Annotated in this window: 16 protein-coding genes; 9 read left to right on the top strand and 7 right to left on the bottom strand. The window is 61.8% G+C overall.

Annotated features, from left to right (window positions below; translation table 11 throughout):
• The first annotated feature begins 176 nt into the window (after positions 1 to 176).
• The 4 genes from G7047_RS09755 (at position 177) to istB (ending at position 3,865) form a co-directional block, all read left to right on the top strand.
• Positions 177 to 890 carry an antitoxin Xre-like helix-turn-helix domain-containing protein gene (locus tag G7047_RS09755; RefSeq protein ID WP_166304182.1) on the top strand — a complete coding sequence of 238 codons (714 nt, stop codon included), beginning with the start codon at positions 177 to 179 and terminating at the stop codon, positions 888 to 890.
• Positions 887 to 1,390, top strand: a complete 504-nt coding sequence (locus tag G7047_RS09750; RefSeq protein WP_166304179.1) for an RES family NAD+ phosphorylase — start codon at positions 887 to 889, stop codon at positions 1,388 to 1,390. The genes G7047_RS09755 and G7047_RS09750 overlap by 4 nt, the downstream gene beginning before the upstream one ends.
• 137 nt (positions 1,391 to 1,527) lie before the next feature.
• Positions 1,528 to 3,072 carry an IS21 family transposase gene (istA, locus tag G7047_RS09745; RefSeq protein WP_166303560.1) on the top strand — a complete coding sequence of 515 codons (1,545 nt, stop codon included), beginning with the start codon at positions 1,528 to 1,530 and terminating at the stop codon, positions 3,070 to 3,072.
• Positions 3,062 to 3,865 (top strand): IS21-like element helper ATPase IstB, encoded by an 804-nt coding sequence (istB, locus tag G7047_RS09740; RefSeq protein ID WP_166303563.1) that lies wholly within the window; start codon positions 3,062 to 3,064, stop codon positions 3,863 to 3,865. The genes istA and istB overlap by 11 nt, the downstream gene beginning before the upstream one ends.
• A gap of 59 nt (positions 3,866 to 3,924) precedes the next feature.
• On the opposite strand, the gene G7047_RS09735 is transcribed toward istB, so the two are convergent.
• The 5 genes from G7047_RS09735 to G7047_RS09715 form a co-directional block, all read right to left on the bottom strand.
• Entirely contained in the window at positions 3,925 to 5,568 is a 1,644-nt protein-coding gene (locus tag G7047_RS09735) for a FadD3 family acyl-CoA ligase (protein ID WP_166304176.1), read from the bottom strand.
• 8 nt (positions 5,569 to 5,576) lie between these two features.
• Complete coding sequence (locus G7047_RS09730; protein WP_166304173.1) at positions 5,577 to 6,653, bottom strand: ferredoxin--NADP reductase; 1,077 nt, start codon at positions 6,651 to 6,653, stop codon at positions 5,577 to 5,579.
• 89 nt (positions 6,654 to 6,742) lie between these two features.
• Entirely contained in the window at positions 6,743 to 8,500 is a 1,758-nt protein-coding gene (locus G7047_RS09725; protein WP_166304170.1) for an FAD-binding protein, read from the bottom strand.
• Positions 8,501 to 8,512: 12 nt separating this feature from the next.
• The gene (locus tag G7047_RS09720) at positions 8,513 to 10,243 is read right to left on the bottom strand and encodes an FAD-binding protein (RefSeq protein WP_166304167.1); all 1,731 of its coding nucleotides are present in this window, start codon (positions 10,241 to 10,243) and stop codon (positions 8,513 to 8,515) included.
• 108 nt (positions 10,244 to 10,351) lie between these two features.
• Positions 10,352 to 11,560 (bottom strand): acyl-CoA dehydrogenase family protein, encoded by a 1,209-nt coding sequence (locus tag G7047_RS09715; RefSeq protein WP_166304163.1) that lies wholly within the window; start codon positions 11,558 to 11,560, stop codon positions 10,352 to 10,354.
• 226 nt (positions 11,561 to 11,786) lie between these two features.
• Here G7047_RS09715 and G7047_RS09710 point away from each other — a divergent pair, with 226 nt between their 5' ends.
• The 5 genes from G7047_RS09710 (at position 11,787) to dmpG (ending at position 16,579) form a co-directional block, all read left to right on the top strand.
• Entirely contained in the window at positions 11,787 to 12,767 is a 981-nt protein-coding gene (locus tag G7047_RS09710) for a flavin reductase (RefSeq protein WP_166304159.1), read from the top strand.
• 95 nt (positions 12,768 to 12,862) lie between these two features.
• Positions 12,863 to 13,711: an alpha/beta fold hydrolase gene (locus G7047_RS09705; protein ID WP_166304156.1), complete on the top strand. Its 849-nt coding sequence runs from the start codon at positions 12,863 to 12,865 to the stop codon at positions 13,709 to 13,711.
• A 41-nt stretch (positions 13,712 to 13,752) separates the two neighbouring features.
• Entirely contained in the window at positions 13,753 to 14,547 is a 795-nt protein-coding gene (locus G7047_RS09700; RefSeq protein ID WP_166304153.1) for a fumarylacetoacetate hydrolase family protein, read from the top strand.
• Between the two features lie 38 nt (positions 14,548 to 14,585).
• A complete protein-coding gene (gene tesF, locus G7047_RS09695; RefSeq protein WP_166304150.1) occupies positions 14,586 to 15,518 on the top strand; it encodes an acetaldehyde dehydrogenase TesF in 933 nt (310 codons plus the stop codon).
• A gap of 17 nt (positions 15,519 to 15,535) precedes the next feature.
• On the top strand, positions 15,536 to 16,579 hold the full coding sequence (dmpG, locus tag G7047_RS09690) for a 4-hydroxy-2-oxovalerate aldolase (protein WP_166304147.1): 1,044 nt from the start codon (positions 15,536 to 15,538) through the stop codon (positions 16,577 to 16,579).
• Between the two features lie 770 nt (positions 16,580 to 17,349).
• On the opposite strand, the gene G7047_RS09685 is transcribed toward dmpG, so the two are convergent.
• Both G7047_RS09685 and G7047_RS09680 read right to left on the bottom strand, forming a co-directional pair.
• Positions 17,350 to 18,309 (bottom strand): OB-fold domain-containing protein, encoded by a 960-nt coding sequence (locus tag G7047_RS09685; protein ID WP_166304143.1) that lies wholly within the window; start codon positions 18,307 to 18,309, stop codon positions 17,350 to 17,352.
• A 3-nt stretch (positions 18,310 to 18,312) separates the two neighbouring features.
• Positions 18,313 to 19,527 carry a thiolase family protein gene (locus G7047_RS09680; RefSeq protein WP_166304139.1) on the bottom strand — a complete coding sequence of 405 codons (1,215 nt, stop codon included), beginning with the start codon at positions 19,525 to 19,527 and terminating at the stop codon, positions 18,313 to 18,315.
• Positions 19,528 to 19,686 lie beyond the last annotated feature (159 nt).

The raw sequence follows: 19,686 nt of genomic DNA, 5'->3' as shown, positions 1-19,686 counted from the left end.
CTGAACCATCATGAGCCGGCGGGATGGCGAAGAAGACGTCACCAAGTCGATTTTTAAAGGTCAACCGCAGCTGCGCACATGGACTTGGCCTTGTTTCTTAGTGTGGCTATATTCTTCGGAATCATTGTAAACTCTCATTTGGGAGTCAATTAACCACCAATTGAAAGGATGCTGCCATGGCCACTTCTGCCGCCGCTCCCCAAAAGCCACAGAAACATCTTCGCACTGAGTCCATGAAAAAGCAGCCTTGGGATGCTGTATTCGGGGTGGTGCGTGACAGTCTCACGGACTTCGCCAGTACAGCTGGAGATGTTCAAGGCGTTTGGAAGCTCCATGTATGCATGACATCCAAGAGCGAGCAAATAGATATCACTGACAAAGCGAGGAATTCTGCCGAAATCAATTCAATGAATGTCTCGCCACGCGAGGCCGTCGAATCCATCCTTCAGCACAGCTCAATCCCGCTCCTGCTTTGGAACCTTGGACCGATAGAGCGCGTGCATGTCGTCAAACGCGGCTTGCCTGCCCACTCTGTCTCCGAGCTGGCTGATTTCATGCACATCACAGAACTCAGCACCAGGCACATGCTCGGGTTTCCTGAGTCCACCATCGCACGCAAGATCAAGGAGGGCAAGCCACTCGCCCAAGATCAAGGTGAGCGAGTGTTGGGCATGATGCGACTCATCGGTCTGACCGAGCAAATCGTCTTCGACTACGGCGATGCCGACATGGCCAAGGGTTTCGATGCAGCAAAATGGCTAGGCGAATGGATTGAGCGCCCTCAGCCATCTCTCGGCATGAAAAAGCCTTCTGAGTATCTCGACACCGCTACAGGCCTGGAGATGATCGAAACACTGCTCAAGCGTATTGCTGTGGGAGCTTTCGCGTGAGCGCTGCCAGTGACAAAGGCGAGTACCGGTCATTTTGGCGCATTGCCAAGCACTCCAGCCGCTACCAATGCACCGACATGAGCGGGGGTGGAGGCTTGTTCGTAGGCGGTCGATGGCATACCGTTGGAACACCCGTCATCTATGCAGCCGGGAGCATCGCTCTGTGCTGTCTTGAAACGCTCGCCCACTACGACGACAGCGGCTTGCCGGTGCTCCGCAAACTGGTGGAATACAAAGTTCCCGCTGACTGCATCCGCCAAGGCATCAATGTGGTGTTGCCTGCGGGCTGGGACACGATGCCCGATAGCGCAAATGCTGCCGCTGCAGGTACGGCGTGGCTCAATTCCCGTCAATCTCTGCTGATGTACGTCCCCTCCGTCATCATTCAGCAAGAGTCGAACGTGCTTATCAACCCGCTGCATCCTGATATTGGGCGGATTCAGGCCATAGACCATGGCCCATTCAAATACGACCCTCGCCTCATTGGCAAATTGCCGTGAACTGCCCACCGTGTCCGAAGCCACACTGCTGTTGATTTCCACCCAGAAGTGACCCACTAAAGGGTACCTTTTCCATCTAAATCTGACCCACGTAAGAACCCTATCCTGCAGCAACCATAGGCAGCAGGAGACAAGGAGTGATTGACGTGGCAACTCTCAGTGTCATCAGGCGTTGGGCGCTTCGCGAGAAGCTGTCCATCCGGGAGATCGCGCGGCGCACGCACCTCTCGCGCAACACCATCCGCAAATACTTGCGCTCCGATACGGTGGAGCCGCGGTATGCCCAGCGCTCCAATGCCAGCAAGCTCGATCCTTTTGCGGGCAAGCTCACTTCGTGGTTAGTGGTGGAGTCCCGCAAAGGTCGCAAGCAACGGCGTAGCATCAAGCAAATCCAGCTGGATTTGGTGAGTCTGGGCTTTACTGGCTCCTATGGCCGGGTAGCCGCTTTTGCCAGATCCTGGTGTGCGGCGCAACAAACGGCTTTGCAAACCACTGGGCTCGGCACCTTTGTGCCTCTGGTCTTTGGAGCGGGAGAAGCCTTCCAGTTTGACTGGAGCGAAGACTGGGCCGTTATCGCTGGTGTTCGCACCAAGCTGCAAGTGGCGCACTTCAAGCTCAGCTATAGCCGCGCCTTCTACCTGCAAGCCTACCCGCTGCAAACCCATGAGATGCTGTTTGACGCGCATAACCGGGCCTTCGTCGCCTTTGGCGGAGTACCCAGACGAGGCATCTACGACAACATGCGCACTGCCGTCGACCGTGTTGGCCGAGGCAAGCGCCGGGTGGTCAACGCGCGCTTTAGCACCATGGTCAGCCACTATTTGTTTGAAGCCGAATTCTGCAATCCGGCCTCTGGCTGGGAGAAGGGGCAAGTGGAGAAGAATGTGCGTGACGCCCGCCACCGCATCTGGCATACAGCGCTGGCCTTTGCCAGCCTCGATGCCCTCAACTCCTGGTTGGCTGATCGGTGCAGGCAACTGTGGCAAGAGATAGCGCACGGACAGCTGTCCGGTACCGTCTTTGACGCGTGGCAGCAAGAAGTGCCTGCTTTCATGCCCGTGCCCAGGCCCTTTGACAGCTACATCGGATGCGGCAAGCGTGTCTCGCCCACTTGCCTGGTGAACTTTGAACGCAACCGCTACAGTGTCCCTGCCTCCTATGCCAATAGGCCCGTCAGCTTGCATGTCTACGCGGACCGGCTAGTTGTGGTTGCCGAAGGTCAGGCAGTTTGTGAGCACAAGAGAGTCATCAACCGCAGCCACGATGCAGGACAAACCATCTATGACTGGCACCACTACCTGGCGGTGGTACAGCGCAAACCGGGTGCCTTGCGCAATGGGGCTCCCTTTACCCAATTGCCACCAGCCTTCAAGCAACTGCAAGCGGCGCTGGCTCGCCAGCCCGGCGGTGACCGGGAGATAGTCGAGGTGTTGGCTCTGGTACTGCACCACGATGAGCAGGTGGTGCTAACGGCTGTAGAGCTCGCGCTGGAGGCTGGAGCACCCAGCAAGACCCATATCCTGAACATTTTGCACCGCCTGATTGATAGACAGATCGATCCTGAGCCGGTGACATCACCTCAGGCGCTGCATTTGCAAGTGGAGCCTGCCTCCAATGTGTTGCGCTATGACCAGTTGCGCAAAATGCCGGGTAAAAAGCAGGAGGTGCGTCATGCGTCATGACACCAGCCACAATCCGGCGATCGCCTCCATGGTCATCATGCTCAAGAGTTTGAAGATGCACGGAATGGCCCAGGCAACGCTGGAATTGGCAGCGCAAGGTGCTCCCGCCTTTGAAGCGGCTCAGCCGATCTTGAGCCAACTATTCAAGGCCGAGAGTGCAGAGCGAGAGGTCCGCTCGGTGGCCTACCAGCTCAAGGTGGCCAAGTTCCCGGCTTATAGAGATCTGGCGGGCTTTGACTTTAGCCACAGCGACGCCAATGAGGCGTTAGTCAGGCAGTTGCATCGCTGTGAATTCCTGCAGGAAGCCAACAACGTGGTGCTGATCGGTGGCCCTGGCACTGGTAAAACCCATCTGGCTACCGCCCTCGGTGTACAAGCTATAGAGCACCATCACAAACGGGTACGCTTTTACTCCACGGTGGATTTGGTCAACACGCTGGAGCAGGAGAAGGCTGCCGGTAAGAGCGGGCAGATGGCCAGTAGGTTGATTTATGCCGACCTGGTGATTCTTGATGAGCTGGGTTACCTGCCGTTTAGCAGCTCCGGCGGGGCACTGCTGTTTCATTTGCTCTCAGCGCTGTACGAGAAAACCAGTGTGATCATCACCACGAACCTGAGCTTTAGCGAATGGGCCAGCGTGTTTGGAGATGCCAAACTGACAACAGCACTGCTTGATCGACTCACCCATCACTGTCATATTCTGGAAACAGGCAATGACAGCTTCCGCTTCAGGAACAGCTCGGCAGGCATTGCCATGAATAACGAGGAGGCACAGGCAAAACTAACTCTCTGAACCCAGCACAAAGGCGGGTCAGATTTGAATGAAAAACCTGGGTCAGTTTTGCGTGGAAATTAACAGGTTGAGCCTCCATTAAACACGGTGTGATTCACAACAGTCGCAGAGGAGTTCGCCAACAACTCCTTCACCACCCCCACCAACTCCCTCTTCTGCACCTTGTTGGAAGCATTCACAGGCAAAGTCTCCAACTGCACCACATACCGAGGCACTTTGTAGTTAGCCATCTTCGCCCGGCACCACCCAATAAAAGAATCCGCATCCACAGTCACCCCGTGCCGGGCAACAACGCAGGCACACCCCACCTCCCCCATACGCTCGTCCGCAATGCCGATCACCGCTACCTGGGCGACATCCGGATGGTCTGCGAGCATGCGTTCGATCTCCGCTGGGTAGCAGTTGAAGCCGCCGACGATGAACATGTCTTTCAAACGATCGGTGATGCGCAGATAGCCGCGCTCGTCGAGCACGCCCACATCGCCGGTGTGCAGCCACCCATCGGCGTCAATCGTTTCAGCCGTGGCCTTGTCGTCTTCGAAGTAGCCCTTCATCACGTGGTAGCCACGCAGCAGCACCTCGCCGGGCTGGCCTGCGGGGACGGGCTGGTTGTTCTCGTCCACACAGCGCAGCTCGGTGCCGGGCAGCGCGTGGCCGCAGGTGTTGGCCACGGTGGCGGCGTCGTCGCTGGGTTCGCAGATGGTCGCGCAGCCGCCGCATTCGGTGAGGCCATAGGCCGTCGTCACGTTGGCAATGCCGAGTTCCTCGCGCATGCGGGTAATGAGGATGGGCGGCACCGTCGCAGCGCCGGTCACTGCGGATTGCAGTGTGCTCAGGTTGAAATCACTGAGCTTGGGATGCGACAGCATGGTGAGGAACAGCGTCGGCGGGCCGGGTAGAAAGCTGATGCGATCGTCCTGGATGCGACGCAGGATGGAGTCGGCATCGAACACCTGCTCAGGATAGACCGTGGCACCGGCCATGAAGGCCGCGATCCAGCCGGCCTTGTAGCCGAAAGTGTGGAAGAACGGGTTGACCACCAGATAGCGGTCGCCATGGCGCAGGTTGACCACGTTGGCCCAGGCTTTGAAGGCCAGGATCGTTGGGAAATGCGCGGCCATCACGCCCTTGGGGCGGCCGGTCGTGCCGGAGGTGAACATCAGGTCGGCCGTGTCATCGGGCTGGATCTGCGCCTCGCGTGCCAACTGCACTTCGGCGCTGACCTTGGATGCCAGTTGCATGAATGCCGCCCAGCTCAGGTCGGCGCTGGTCTGCACCTTGTCGCCCGCGACGATGATGGATTCAAGCGTTTTCGGGCGCAGGCCTTGCAGCAGATCGGGGTAGTAGCGGCCGAGAAAATCGCCCACGCTGAACAGCACGCGCGTGCCGCTGCGGTCCAGAATGTCGGCGGCTTCCTCGCCTTTCATGCGGGTGTTGAGCGGCACCAGAACGCCACCGGCGGCATGCACGCCGCAGGCGGCGATGATCCACTCGCTCATGTTGGGCAGCCAGATCGCAACGCGGTCGCCCTTCTTCACGCCCAGCGCCATGAACGCCCGCGCGGCTTCGCGCGCCAATTGGTGCAGCGCGCGGTAGCTGATGGGCATGCCGTGCTCGACGATGGCGGAATGTTCGCCGTATCGAGCGGCCATTTCGGCCAGCATCTGCGGCAGGGTTTGCTTCTGGGTCAACGCTTCAGACATGGATGGAATCACTCCGGAAATTGGATGCGCAGCGCACTGCTGGTGGGAACGGATTGGCAAGACAGGACCCAGTTCTTTGACAGATCCTTGGCGTCCAGCACTTCGTTGTGGCGCATGTGCACCGTGCCGTCCTGCAACTTGCACATACAGGATGCGCACATGCCCGCCTGGCAGGAGAATGGCGCGTTGACGCCGTTGCGTAGCGCGGCTTCGAGCAGCGTTTCATTGCCGCCGCAGGTGAATTCGTATTCCTCGCCATCAAGGCGCATCTGCACCTTGGCCTCATCAACAGCGGCGGGGGTGGCCTCGGCCACGTCCTTCTGCTGCATTTCGTACAGCGCCTCCTCGTCGGGCAACGAGACAAAGCGCTCCACATGCACGCTGTCCTCGGCCATGCCGGCCGCAACGAGCGCGGTCTGCGCAGCATCCATGAACGGACCGGGACCACAGATGAAGGCCTGCGCGCTGGTCGCCACAAACGGCTTGGCCCACGCGGAGAGCTGCTGCTGCGATGGCGCGCCCTGCAGCGTGTCGAGCCAGTGCACGATCTGCAGACGCTCGGGGTACTCGCTCGCAAGGCGCTGCAGATCCTTCTTGAAGATCACCGAGCGCTCGTCGCGGTTCGCGTAGAACAGCACGACGCGGCCCTCGTGCTTTTGCAGCACCGTGCGCAGAATGGAGAACACCGGCGTGATGCCGCTGCCGCCTGCCATCAGCAGAAAATCCTGCGCCAGATTGCGCGGCGAGAACAGGCCCGAGGGCGGCATCAGCTCAATGGTGTCGCCCACGCGCACCTTGTCGCAGACCCAGTTCGAGCCGCGCCCCTGATGAACGCGTTTAACTGTCACGCGCAGCGCGGCGTCCAGCGCGGGCGAGCTCGACATGGAATAGCAGCGCGGCACATGGCGGCCGTCGATCGGCAGACGCAGCGTGAGGAACTGCCCGGGACGGTAACTGAACTGCTCCGAAAGATGGGACGGCACCTCGAACACGATGGACTTGGTGTCGTGCGTTTCCTCGATCACCTCTTTCACCCGCAGCGGGTGGTACCGGCTGGTCGCCGACGTGGTTTCACTGGTCGTCATATCTCTTTCCCTGACTCGCTCACTTACTCATTCACTCACTCGTCACTCAGCGCTGGATGGGCATGGTCTGTCGCGTCATGCCCGTCACTTCAAACCAGCGCAATATCCAATTCGGTCAGGCCCATCGAGAACTTGCCGCGCGCACCACTGTTCTCGGTATTTGCCACAGCGGCATCCGCAGCAGCAGCGCGGCCCGCGCGGCGACCGGAGAACACGCAGTCCGCCAGCGACAACCCACTCACATAGCGCGACGAGGCCACGCCGATGGCAGTGCGGCCAGCGGCGTAGAGGCCAGGAATGTCACGCCCATGCACGTCAAGCACATGTCCGCTGTCTTCGTTGACCTTGAGGCCGCCCAGACTCAGCACCGCGAGCGGGAACATCTTCTGTGTGATCGAGATGTCGATGGCGAACAGTGCGCCGCCCTTGAACTCGTGGCGCATGTCCATGGCCTTGCCCATCGCGTCGACGCGTTCTCCGCGCGCGGCGGCATTGGCGTCATCAAACTGGCGCTGCAGAACAGCGGCATCCGCGCCGATCTTCGCTGCCAGATCGGCCACGTTGCGGCCCTTGACCGCCACCTTGTACATCAGTGCCAGCGCGGGCATCGACTGAAACGCCCACAGCCCGCCAAACAGGCACTGCCAGGTCGCCTGACGACGCAGCGCGCTGTCGATGATCAACCAGGCCTTGCCGCCCTGCTTTTCCATCATCTCGTAGCCGAGCTTGGCACCGTAGACCTGCTCGTTGCAGAAACGTTCGCCGCGCGTGTTGACCACCAGACCCTTGGGCCAGACGGCGGGCGGCGTGATGAAACGCCAAGCCGAGATGTTGTTCAGGTCCTGCGTGCCCGCATTGACCGACTGGCCAAGGCGCAGGCCCGATCCATCGCAACCCGCCGCGCCCGTGAGCCAGCCCGGCTTGTAGGCCGGTGCATGTTGTTCAAGCAGCTCCGGGTTGTAGATATAGCCGCCCGTGCTCAGCACCACACCCTTGCGCGCGCGCAGGTAGCGGCGCTCTCCGATCTGGCCTTCAATCTGCGCTGCCTCGCGGCGACCGGCCTGTGCACGCGGGGCCTGATACAGCCTCCATTTGGCGACCAGCGCGTCGAGCGCCTGGTGCCGCACCGTGCGCGAGTCGCCCTCGGGCAGCACCCACACTTCGACGCCCAGAATGCGGCCGGTGGCGCGCTCGCGCACCAAGCGGCGCACGCGGGCCTGAGTGAGCGCCCGCGCGCCGTGGGCGAGCGTGGATTTCTGCAGCGCGTTGAACAGCGTGGTGCCCGACTGGCCCTTGGCCACCGTGCGATGGCCGCGCGGCGCGGGCTTCTTCGCAAGGCGCGGGTTGCCGTAGGCGGGCACGACCTCGTTGCCCGAGTAATAGAGGTACACGCCATCGGGCGGATACGAGGTCTTGTACTTGGGCATGGTCGATTCGAAGCGCGCGCCCTGCTTTTCCAGCCACTCCAGATTGGCGACGCTCTCGTCGCAGAAGCGCCTGAGCGTCGCGTCGCTCACCACGCCGTTGACCTCGTGCTTCAGATAATCGGCCATGGCCTCGGGCGTGTCGTCAAAGCCTGCGGCTTTCTGCTGTTTGGTACCGCCGCCCGCATAGACCACGCCGCCGGAGAGCACGCTCGCGCCGCCTCCGCCAAAGCGATCAACCACGAGCACATCCGCACCTTGCTCGCGTGCCTCGATGGCCGCACTCGCGCCCGCAGCACCCCAGCCGACCACCAGCACGTCGGCAGTGTCGCTCCATTGAATCTCGGCCTCGGAACCCACGTCGAGCACCTGCTCGATGGGGGTCACGGTGCTGACGCGCTGCTTGCTGGGTTTGCCTGCCATCGGTGCCACTCCTCAGCCGCGCTGCTCAAGCAGCTGCGTGTTTTCCAGCGGCAGCGGTTTGCCAAGAATGTCGGCCACCGCACGGAAGGCGAAGGTCATCGCCGGGCCCAGTGTGGCGCCCGCGCCGGGATACGCCGGTCCCATCACCGATGCCGAGTTGTTGCCCACGCAGTACAGGCCGGGAATCACCGCGCCCTGCTCGTCGAGCACGCGCGCCTCGCGGTCGGTCACCAATCCGCCCTTGGTACCGATCTCGCCGGGCCACAGCTGCATCGCGTAGAACGGCCCCTTCTCGACCGCGCCCAGATTGGGATTCTTGAGGCGCGGGTCGCCGTAGTAGCGGTCAAACACATTGCCGCCACGGTCGAAATCCAGATCCTTGCCGGTCTTGGCGTACTCGGTCATGCGGCGCGCGCTGTCCTTCAGGCCTGCAGCATCGACGCCGATCTCGCGCGCCAGATCGTCGAGCGTTTCGCCCTTCCAGTAGACCTTGTTGAGCCAGCTCTTGCGCAGCTTGCTGTCGGGCACGGCCGATCCGGGCATCAGCGGGCCGATGGGGTTCTGCGCGCGGAAGCTCGCGTCGAACACGATCCACGCCGGGGCCGCGCCATTGCCCTTGGCCGCGTCGGCCAGCATGGCCTGCTGGAATTCCGGATAAGGTCCCGACTCGTTGAGGAAGCGCTGGCCCTTGTTGTTGACCACCATGCAGCCGGGCAGCGAGCGCTCGACGAAGATGCCGCGAAACGCCGGTTCCTTGGGAACCTCCATGGTCGGGCAACCCCAGGACCAGTCCATCAGATCCAGTTGGGCGCCGATAGCCTGACCTGCGCGGTGGGCATCGCCCTCGTTGCCACCCACGGGCGTCGCGGTCCATTCCGCCTTGCTCGGCTGCACCAGATACTGCTCGCGCATCTGCTGATTGCGCTCGAAGCCACCTGCACCCAGCAGCACGCCGCGCGCGGCGTTGATCTGCATGCGCTGGCCGTCCTTCTCGACGATCACGCCGGTGACGCGAGCAGATGCGTCCTGCACCAGTTCCTTGAGCGGCGCGTTGCGCCACATCTCGACGCCCGCCTTGTTGGCCGCCGTGAGCAGACCCGCGATCAGCGCCTGACCGCCCGTGAGGCGACGGTCACGGCGGGTCTTGTTGCGCCATGGGTAGTCGAGGAAATACTTCAGCATCATGCCGATGATGGTGAAGCGCGATTTGAATTCGCGCGAGAGCATGGAGTGCGCCTCGAATGCGTTGATGCTCATGCGGCCGAACAGCTGGTTGCCCGGAGGACCGGGGCGCATAGTCTCGAGCGCCTCCACCCCTAGCTTGGCGGCATTGAAATCGACCGGGTCCATGGTGCGGCCGCCCGGTTTCGATCCCTCGATGTGCGGGTAGTAGTCCGCATACTTGGGCACGCAGCGGTAAGGCACGCCGATCTGCTTGAGATACTCGGCCATCTTGTTGGCCGTCTCCACATAAGCCAGCACGCGGTCATTGCTGGCCATGCCGCGCACGCAGCGCAGCATGTAGCCGTAGGCCGTGGCCAGATCATCCTTGACGCCTGCGCGTTTCTGGTCGTAGTTCACCGGAATCCAGATGCCGCCGCCGGACAGCGCAGACGTACCACCGAACACCTCGGCCTTCTCCACCACCAGTGTCTTGAGGCCCTGCTCCTTGGCGCGAATCGCTCCGAGCAAGGCACCCGCGCCCGAACCAACCACCACCACGTCATATTCCTGAACTGCCACGCTTGCGTCTCCTGATCTGTCTTCTATCGTCATCGCCGTCGTTGTCATCCAACCGCTGAAATCGCACCGCCCAGCCTCTCTCGAAGCCGCGCGGCGCTTCACAAACTATCAGACGAACGGCTCTTGATTGGCGATACCAAGCACTTGCGAACCGTAGGCACGCACATACGCATCCGTGTTGTTCGCGATATGCGCACGCCCTTGATGGATATCGCGGAACACGCGCTCGATGGGATTGGTGCGGAAAGTGCCGCTGGCGGCCGTCGCGCGCAGCAGTTCGCTTGCATGAAATCCGGTGAGCTTGGGCACGTAAGACGCTTGGGCGCGCTGCAGCAGACGCTCTTCCAGATCGAGCTGCACGCCCGTCTTGGCGGCGTTGACGATGCGCGCGTAGTTGCGGAACAGCACCAACTTGAGCTGGTCCAGAGCAATCGTCGCCTCGGTCACGGCGGTCTGCGAGTTGGGATCTTCAGCCGTGCGGTTGCCGTGCTTGCCCACATGCGACGTGGCGCGGCGCTTGAACTCGCTGATCGCGCCATCGAGCGCGCCAAGGCACGAGGTGGACACCGCGCGCTGGAACACATGGGTGAAAGGAATGCGGAACAGCCAGTTGCCGTTTTCAGCGCGGCCAGGACAGCCCACGTCGGAATGGTCATTGGTGCGCTGGGTGCGGTGCGCTGGAACAAAAGCGTTTTCGACCACGATGTCATGCGAACCGGTCGCGCGCAGGCCCAGCACGTCCCAGTTGTCTTCGATGCGGTAGTCGGCTTTGGGCAGCAAAAAGGTCACATGCTCGATCCCGGTGCCGTCCGCCTTGGGCAACAAGCCGCCCAGGAAAATCCAGTCGCAGTGCTTGGAGCCGCTGGAAAAACTCCAACGACCGCTGAAGCGGTAGCCGCCTTCAACGGGTTCGGCCTTGCCGGTGGGCATGTAGGTCGATGCGATCCGCGTGCTGGAATCCTGACCCCACACGTCCTGTTGCGCCTGCGCCGGAAACAACGCCAGCTGCCACGGGTGCACGCCGACCACGCCGAACACCCAGGCAGTGGACATGCAGCCCTTGGCCAGTTCCATCTGAATGGTGTAGAACACACGTGGATCCATCTCGTAGCCGCCCCAGCGCTTGGGCTGCAGCACGCGGAAGAAACCTTCGCGCGTCATTTCCTCGATGGTTTCGTCGCTGATGCGGCCTTCGGTATCCGCCTTGAAGGAGCGCTCAGCCAGCTTGGGCGCGAGGGCCTTGGCCTTCTCGATCATCTCCAGCGCTTCGGGGGTGAGATAGCTCTCCGGTGCGAATTGTTCCGTCACTGCGTTCATTTGCTTGGGTCTCCGTCTCCGCCGTTGATGCGGCTTGGGGTTGATGGCGCTTCGTGGTTTACCGCCAATGGAGACGAATGCTCTCACCACGCCAACGGGTATTCATCGTCCGAATTGACTAACGGCGACTAGAGAGAAACACGGAGCGCTTGACGCAGCTGCTAGTCCGTGTGTGGGATTCCCGAGCGTGGCGATCCGAGCACTCTTCAGGCTCAGGAGACAACCCATGCAAAGCACTGCAGCCACTTTCGACCCCAAGGATTTCCGCCGCGCGCTCGGCATGTTCGGCACCGGCGTGACCATCGTGACCACCCGCGCCGACAACGGCGAGCCCATCGGCATCACCGCCAACAGCTTCAACTCCGTCTCGCTCGAGCCGCCGATGGTGCTGTGGAGCCTGGCCAAGAACGCGCGCAGCCTGCCGGTCTTTCAGGGAGCTGAAACCTTCAACGTGCACATCCTCTCGAACGAGCAGGAGGCACTCTCCAACCGCTTTGCCCGCGCTGGCGAGGACAAGTTCTCGGGCCTGCCGCTCGATTCGCAGGACGACCACGCCCCGCTGCTGCAGGACTGCAGCGCGCGCTTTCAGTGCAAGACCGCATTCCAATATGACGGCGGCGACCACATCATCTTTGTCGGCGAGGTCACCCACTACGACGCCAACCCGCGCCCACCCCTGCTCTACGTGACCGGCGGCTACGCCCTCGCCTCGCGCAAATCGGGAGAGATCGCGAGCGAGCCCGCCGCCGACACCAACAGCGCCTATTCCGAAAACCTGATCGGCTACCTGCTCGGCCGCGCGCACTTTCAGGTGCTCAACGGCATCCGCAAGCCCATGTCCGAGCAAGGCATGACCGATGCGGATTTCTACGTGATGTCCCTGCTCACCGTGCAGCAGCCGCAGACGCCCGAGCAGATCGCCTCGCATGTGGCCTACACCGGCATCGACATCGGCAACATCGCGCTGCAGTCGCTGATCGCCAAGGGCCTGCTCGAAGAAAGTCCGCAGCAGCCCAAGGCGCTGCAGCTCACCCAGCAGGGCAACGAATCCATCTTGCACGTGCTCGCGGCGGCCAAGGCCGTAGAGGCCGACATCATCGACAGCCTCGGCGAGATGGAGGCCGCGACGCTGCGCAATCTGCTCAAGAAAGCCATCTCGGCCACCGACCCCGGCCTACCCAAACTGTGGCAGGCCAAGGCCGCGTAAGCCGCCAAACCTCCTAGTCCGTCCAGCCGATGGCATGCACAGCCGCCAAGGCGAACATGCCGGTCATTCCAACGCAAGCACAAGAGACAAGCAACATGAGCTCCAGCCAGAAATTCTCCATCCCCGAAGGCAAATACGTCGACATCGGCGAAGTCGCGGGTCATCCACAGCGCGTGCACTACCACGAGATGGGCAGCGGCGAGGCAGTGATCTTCCTGCACGGCGCGGGTGGCGGTGCGAGCGGCTACAGCAACTTCAAGGGCAACTACCCCCAGTTCTCGCGCGCGGGCTTTCGCAGCATCGTGCCCGACCTGCTCGGCTACGGCCTGTCGAGCAAGACAGAAGAACCCAAGCAATACGACCTCGACTTCTTCATCGCGGGTATCAAGGGTCTCGTTGACCAGCTCGGACTCAAGGGCATCACGCTGCTGGGCAACTCGCTCGGCGGTGCGGTGGCACTGGGCTATGCGCTCAAGCACCCCGAAGACGTCAAGCGCCTGATCCTCATGGCGCCCGGCGGCGTTGAAGACCTCGACACCTACCTCGCCATGCCCGGCATCGCCAACATGTTCAGCATCTATAAATCCGGCAAGACCGGCGCCGAGGCCATGCGCTCGGTGATGGAAATGCAACTGTTCGACAAGACCTTGCTGACCGACGAAATCATCAACGAGCGCTCGCCCATCGCCGACACGCAGACCGCTGCCGCGCGCTCCGTGCTCAAGGTGCCGAACATGACAGCCGATCTCAACAAGATCAACGTGCCCGTGCTCGGTTTCTGGGGTGTGAACGACGCGTTCAACCCCGTGGGCGGCGCGACCAAGCTGGTCGATGGCCTGCCCAACTGCCGCGTCTCGCTGGTCAACCAGTGCGGCCACTGGGTGCAGGTGGAGCATCAGGACATGTTCAACCGCGCCTGCGTGGACTTCCTGCAGCACGGATGAGCCGCGCCCTCACCCGCAGATCACGCCACAGAAACGCCTCCATGAACCAGACAGACTTCATCGAACAACAAGGCCAGCGCCTGTACGACGCGCTGCGCGAAGCGCGCACGCTCGCGCCGCTGACCGTCAGCCATCCCGACATCAGCGTGGATGAGGCCTACTACATCTCCCTGCACATGCTGCGCCTGCGCGAGCAGTCGGGCGAGCGCGTGATCGGCAAGAAGATCGGCGTGACGTCCAAGCCCGTACAGGACATGCTTGGCGTGCACCAGCCGGACTTCGGCTTTCTCACCGACAGCATGCAGTTCGACGACGGCGCGACGGTCTCGCTCTCCGAAGAACGTCTGATCCAGCCGCGCGCCGAGGGCGAAATCGCCTTCATGCTCGCCAAGGATCTCAAGGGCCCGGGCATCACCCGCGAGGACGTGCTGGCCGCCACCGCCTGGGTTGCGCCCTGCTTCGAGATCGTCGATTCGCGCATCAACGACTGGAAGATCAAGATCCAGGACACCGTGGCCGACAACGCGAGCTGCGGCGTGTTCGTGATCGGCGAACAGCACACCGACCCACGCTCGCTTGATCTGGCCGCCGTTTCCATGCAGGTATTCAAGAACGGCGAGGCCGCAGGCAGCGGCCTTGGCAGCGCCGTGCAGGGCCATCCTGCCGAAGCCGTCGCATGGCTGGCCAACACGCTGGGCGCGTTCGGCATTCCGTTCAAGGCGGGCGAAGTGATTCTCTCGGGCTCGCTCGCACCGCTGGTGCCCGCGGCTGCGGGCGACCGCTTCACCATGAGCATCACCGGCCTTGGTGACTGCTCCATTCAATTCTCGAAGTGATCGAGCAACTGAGACGATAAAGATAAAAGAACCCCACCATGACGCAAAAGAAAATCAAATGCGCCCTGATCGGCCCCGGCAACATCGGCACCGATCTGCTCATGAAGCTGCAGCGCTCGACGCTGCTCGAACCGGTCTGGATGGTCGGCATCGACCCTGAATCCGACGGTTTGAAGCGCGCCCGCGAAATGGGCATCAAGACCACCGCCGACGGCGTTGACGGCCTGCTGCCGCACGTGAAGGCTGACGGCATCCAGATCGCCTTCGACGCCACCAGCGCCTATGTCCACGCCGAAAACAGCCGCAAGCTCAACGAGCTCGGCGTGCTGATGATCGACCTCACACCGGCTGCCATCGGCCCCTACTGCGTGCCCTGTGTGAACCTCGCCGACAAGGTGGCCGAAGGCGCGATGAACGTGAACATGGTGACCTGCGGCGGTCAGGCGACGATCCCCATGGTCGCCGCCGTCTCGCGCGTACAAGCCGTGAAGTACGGCGAGATCGTCGCCACGGTATCCAGCCGCTCGGTCGGCCCCGGCACCCGCAAGAACATCGACGAATTCACCCGCACCACCGCAGGCGCGGTCGAGAAGATCGGCGGCGCGCAGCAAGGCAAGGCCATCATCGTGATCAACCCGGCCGAGCCGCCGCTGATCATGCACGACACCATTCACTGCCTGACCGTGGACACGCCCAAGCCCGCCGAGATCGAGGCCTCGGTCCACGCGATGATCAAGGAAGTGCAGAAATACGTGCCCGGCTACAAGCTGGTGAACGGCCCGGTGATTGATGGCAACCGCGTCTCGATCTACATGGAGGTCGAGGGCCTGGGCGACTACCTGCCCAAGTACGCCGGCAACCTGGACATCATGACCGCCGCCGCCGCGCGCACGGCCGAGATGTTCGCAGAAGAAATCCTCGCAAGCCGCTTCGTGCCCACCACCGACACCGTTGCCGCCACCGCAGCCTGAACCGGGAGAAAACCAACATGAATCTCAAAGGCAAGAAGATCACCGTCCACGACATGACGCTGCGTGACGGCATGCACCCCAAGCGCCACCAGATGACGCTGGAGCAGATGAAGTCCGTCGCCTGCGGCCTGGACGACGCGGGCGTGCCGCTCATCGAAGTCACCCACGGCGACGGCCTCGGCGGCTCATCGGTCAACTACGGCTTTCCCGCGCACACCGACGAGCAATACCTCAGCACCGTGATCCCGCTGATGAAGAACGCCAAGGTCTCGGCCCTGCTGCTGCCCGGCATCGGCACCGTCGACCACCTGCACATGGCCCACGGCCTCGGCGTCAGCACCATCCGCGTGGCGACCCACTGCACCGAGGCCGATGTCTCCGAACAGCACATCTCGCTTGCCCGCAAGATGGAGATGGACACCGTAGGCTTTCTGATGATGGCCCACATGAACAGCGCCGAAGGCCTGGTCACGCAAGCCAAGCTGATGGAGGGCTTCGGCGCCAACTGCATCTACATCACCGACTCCGCCGGCTACATGCTGCCCGACGACGTGAAGGAACGCATCAGCGCCGTGCGCGCCGCGCTCAAGCCTGAGACCGAACTCGGTTTCCACGGCCACCACAACCTGGCCATGGGCATCGCCAACTCTCTCGCCGCCATTGAAGCGGGCGCCAACCGCATCGACGCAGCCGCCGCAGGCCTCGGCGCCGGTGCGGGCAACACTCCCATGGAGGTGCTGGTGGCCGTATGCCAGCGCATGGGCATCGAAACCGGTGTGGACGTCTGGAAGATCCAGGACGTGGCGGAAGACCTGGTGGTTCCGCTCATGGACTTCCCGATCCGCATCGATCGTGATGCGTTGACGCTGGGTTACGCGGGGGTGTACGGCAGTTTCCTGCTGTTTGCCAAGCGGGCCGAGGCTAAATATGGCGTGCCGGCGCGGGAACTGTTGCTCGAGTTGGGGCGACGGGGGATGGTCGGCGGTCAGGAGGACATGATCGAGGATACGGCTATTACTCTCTCTCGGCAACGAGCCGAGAAGGTGAAGATCGCGGCCTGATCTTCTCAAACTTTTTTTATTATTATTGAATCCTTCCTTGGGGTTCGGTGGCTGTTTCGTGCGGCTGCTGAACCCCTTTTTTGTTTTTGCTCTCGTGAAGTGGTTACTTACGGAGGCCGGGACTGCCCCCGGCGGGGCAATCACTTTTTGCTCGGCGCGCAAAAAGTAATCAAAAACGCGCCTTCAATACCTCCGGCGGAACTCGCGGCGTTCCTTCGTCACTCTGCTCGGACAACCGCCGGAAATCAGTTGTGAAAGAGGTATGCTCGGCACATCGCTTCGCTCGTGCCGGGGTATTTGCAAAATGGGGTTGGGTGCATATGCCCACTGCTCTTTTGAGCGAGGATGATCTCGGTGCAGTCCGCAAATCGCACGATGCTGACGCACCCACATCTCGCGAAGTCGCGAGATGTGCGGCACGAGCGAAGCGATGTGCCGAACACACCTCCGAGTGAACTTCTAGCTCGCGGCGGTTGTCCGAGCGGCGCGCGAAGCGCAAAGCGAGTTCTGCCGCGGGTATTGAAAGCGCATTTTGGGTTACCTTTTGAGCGCAAGCAAAAGGTGACTCCGCCGCCGGGCGGAACTCCCGGCCCCTGTAAGCAACCACCCAACAGCACCCCAAACTCATCAAGCCAAGCCAAATCAAACAAAACGAACAAAAAAGCAAGAAGAAAAAAAGCGCCGACCAGCAGCGCTTTGAAAAGGAGCTTTCACTCCCCCATAAACCCCAGCCGCCCACCGCGACCAGGATCCACTGAACAACTAAAAAATCACATATACAACATCACGAGATCATTGATCACCGAAGGCCGATCATCCTGCCCCACCACATGGATGTTGATCTCCATGGTCACCTGAGTACCGCTCCTGACCTGCTCCACAGCCTTCACCCGCGAACGTGCGCGGATCTTGCAGCCGCTTGGTACCGGCGCCGGAAAGCGCAGACGATCCGAGCCGTAGTTCACGATATTGGTGAAATCGGTCACCTCGAAGTCGAGCGGGATACGCAACTGGCTGGCCAGCACCTGCACCAGTGCGCCGTGAGCAATCGTGGTGCCGAACGGGCTCTTGGCCTTGGCCATTTCAGGATCGGTGTGGATCCAGTAGTCGTCGCCCGAGAGCTTGGCGAAGTCGTTGATCACCTCTTGGGAGACGACGAACTCGTTGGACCATGGGCTGTATTCGGTCGATACCAGTGACTTCATCGCGTCCAGATCCTTGGCCGAGATCTTGCGCTTGGGCACTTCGATGACTGCAGCGGCAGGAGCCGCCGCCGCGTCGTTGGCCGCAGCCGCGCCTTCCGCCGGAATGACCGACGGGTGGGTGCTGTTCTGCGGAGTGAAGCGCAGCAGCGTGATCGAGCCCGGACGGTCGTCAAAAACCGCGCGCAGGGACATGCCGATCTTCAGCTGTTCGGGTTCCGCGCCGACGATGGTCGTGTTGATGTGCACGCCCTCCTCCAGCTCGACCACGGCGAGGGCCTGGGGCATCTCATCGGTGAATTCGGGCATCGTGGGGATGCGCGCGATGGTGAAGGTGTAGAGCTTGCCGTGGCCGGACACGCTCTTCCATGCGAGGTTGCGCGAGCCGCAGCTCGGGCAATGGGTGCGCGGGAAGAACAGCCAGTGGCCCTTGTCGCATTGCTGGATGCGCAGGTCATGCGCCTTGAGGCCGTCCCAGTACGGTGCCGAAATCGCCGTGGGCAGCGGAAGAGGTTTGTTCCATGCCATGTTTTATGCTCCCCGCAGGATCAGTGCGCCCTGCTCGCTCATCACACCACCCGTGCCCGAAACGTAGGCCAGATCATTGCGGCCCAGCTGGCGCGCACCGGCGCGGCCCTGGATCTGATGGATGGCCTCGATCACCTGCGTCATGCCGCCCGCGCTGCCGGACTGGCCGAAGCTCAGTTGACCGCCGTGAGTGTTCATCGGGAAATTGCCCTTGAAGGTGAAGTCGTGCTCGCGCAGGAATTCGAGGCCCTTGCCCTTTTCACAGAAGCCCGCGTCCTCAAGCGTCAGCATCACGGTGATGGTGTAGCAGTCATAGATCTGCGCCATGTGCACGTCGGACGGTTTCACGCCCGCCATCTGGAAGGCGCGCTGCGATGCGGGGCCGATGGGTGTCTTGAGCATGTCCGCCGCGTAGGTGGGCGACTTGCTGTGCACATGCTCGCCCGCGCCAACGATGCTGACCGGGCGGTGCTTGGTGCTCTTGGCGCGGTCGGCACGAGTGACAATCATCGCGCCGCCACCGGCTGCGGGCAGCACGATTTCGAGCACACGCAACGGCTCGGCCACCATGCGGGAGTTGAGCACGTCATCCACGGTGATGGGCTTGCCATAGAACATCGCGTCCGGGTTGTGGCAGGCGTTGAAGCGCTGGTCCACACAGATGCGCGCCAGCGCCGCCGGGTCGTAGCCGTAGATCGAGGCGTAGCGCTGCGCGATCATCGCGTAGCCGGTGTTCTGCGCCATGTGACCGTAGGGCAGATCGAGTTCCGCCTCGGGAGCGCCGTAGCGGGTGCTGTGGCCGCCGAAACGACTGGACTTCATTACCTCGGCCACGTGGTCGTCATGCTCCGAGTACGGCGCCATGCGCGCCGGGATCACGCAGACCACGGTGTCGCACATGCCCATCTCGATGGCAGCCGCCGCGCGCCAGACCATGCCGACGGAGCTGGCACCACCCAGGTCGATGACCTCGGCGAAATTCAGCTGCACGCCGAGGTATTCACCGACCATTGCGGGCACAAAGCTGCTCGCCTCGTGAAAGTACGCGCCCGTGGTGATCAGTCCATCGACCTCGGACAGTTCCATGCCCGCGTCATCCAGCGCCTTGAGCGTGAGGTCCGAAATCTGCTCCAGATGGAACATCTGCGGGGCCGTCGCGTATTTCTCAGGCTTGTATTGCGCCGCTCCGACCAGCGCCGCCTTTCCTTGCAAACCCATAAGTAACCCTTTTCAAATTGGTGCATCCATTGTGGGAAAGCTTGCGCTTCCGACCATCGTCTGACAAGACTAAGGCAATTACCCGGTGAAAACCCGAAGCCGAGCGCCCAAACGTCCATTCGGACGATGTTGCAAACCCCTTGCGGCGACAAATTCGCC

It is taken from the genome of Diaphorobacter sp. HDW4A, from assembly GCF_011305995.1.
Lineage (GTDB): Bacteria > Pseudomonadota > Gammaproteobacteria > Burkholderiales > Burkholderiaceae_C > Diaphorobacter_A.
Note: the sequence above shows the minus strand (reverse complement) of the source record. Positions and strands in the feature narration are given on the sequence as shown.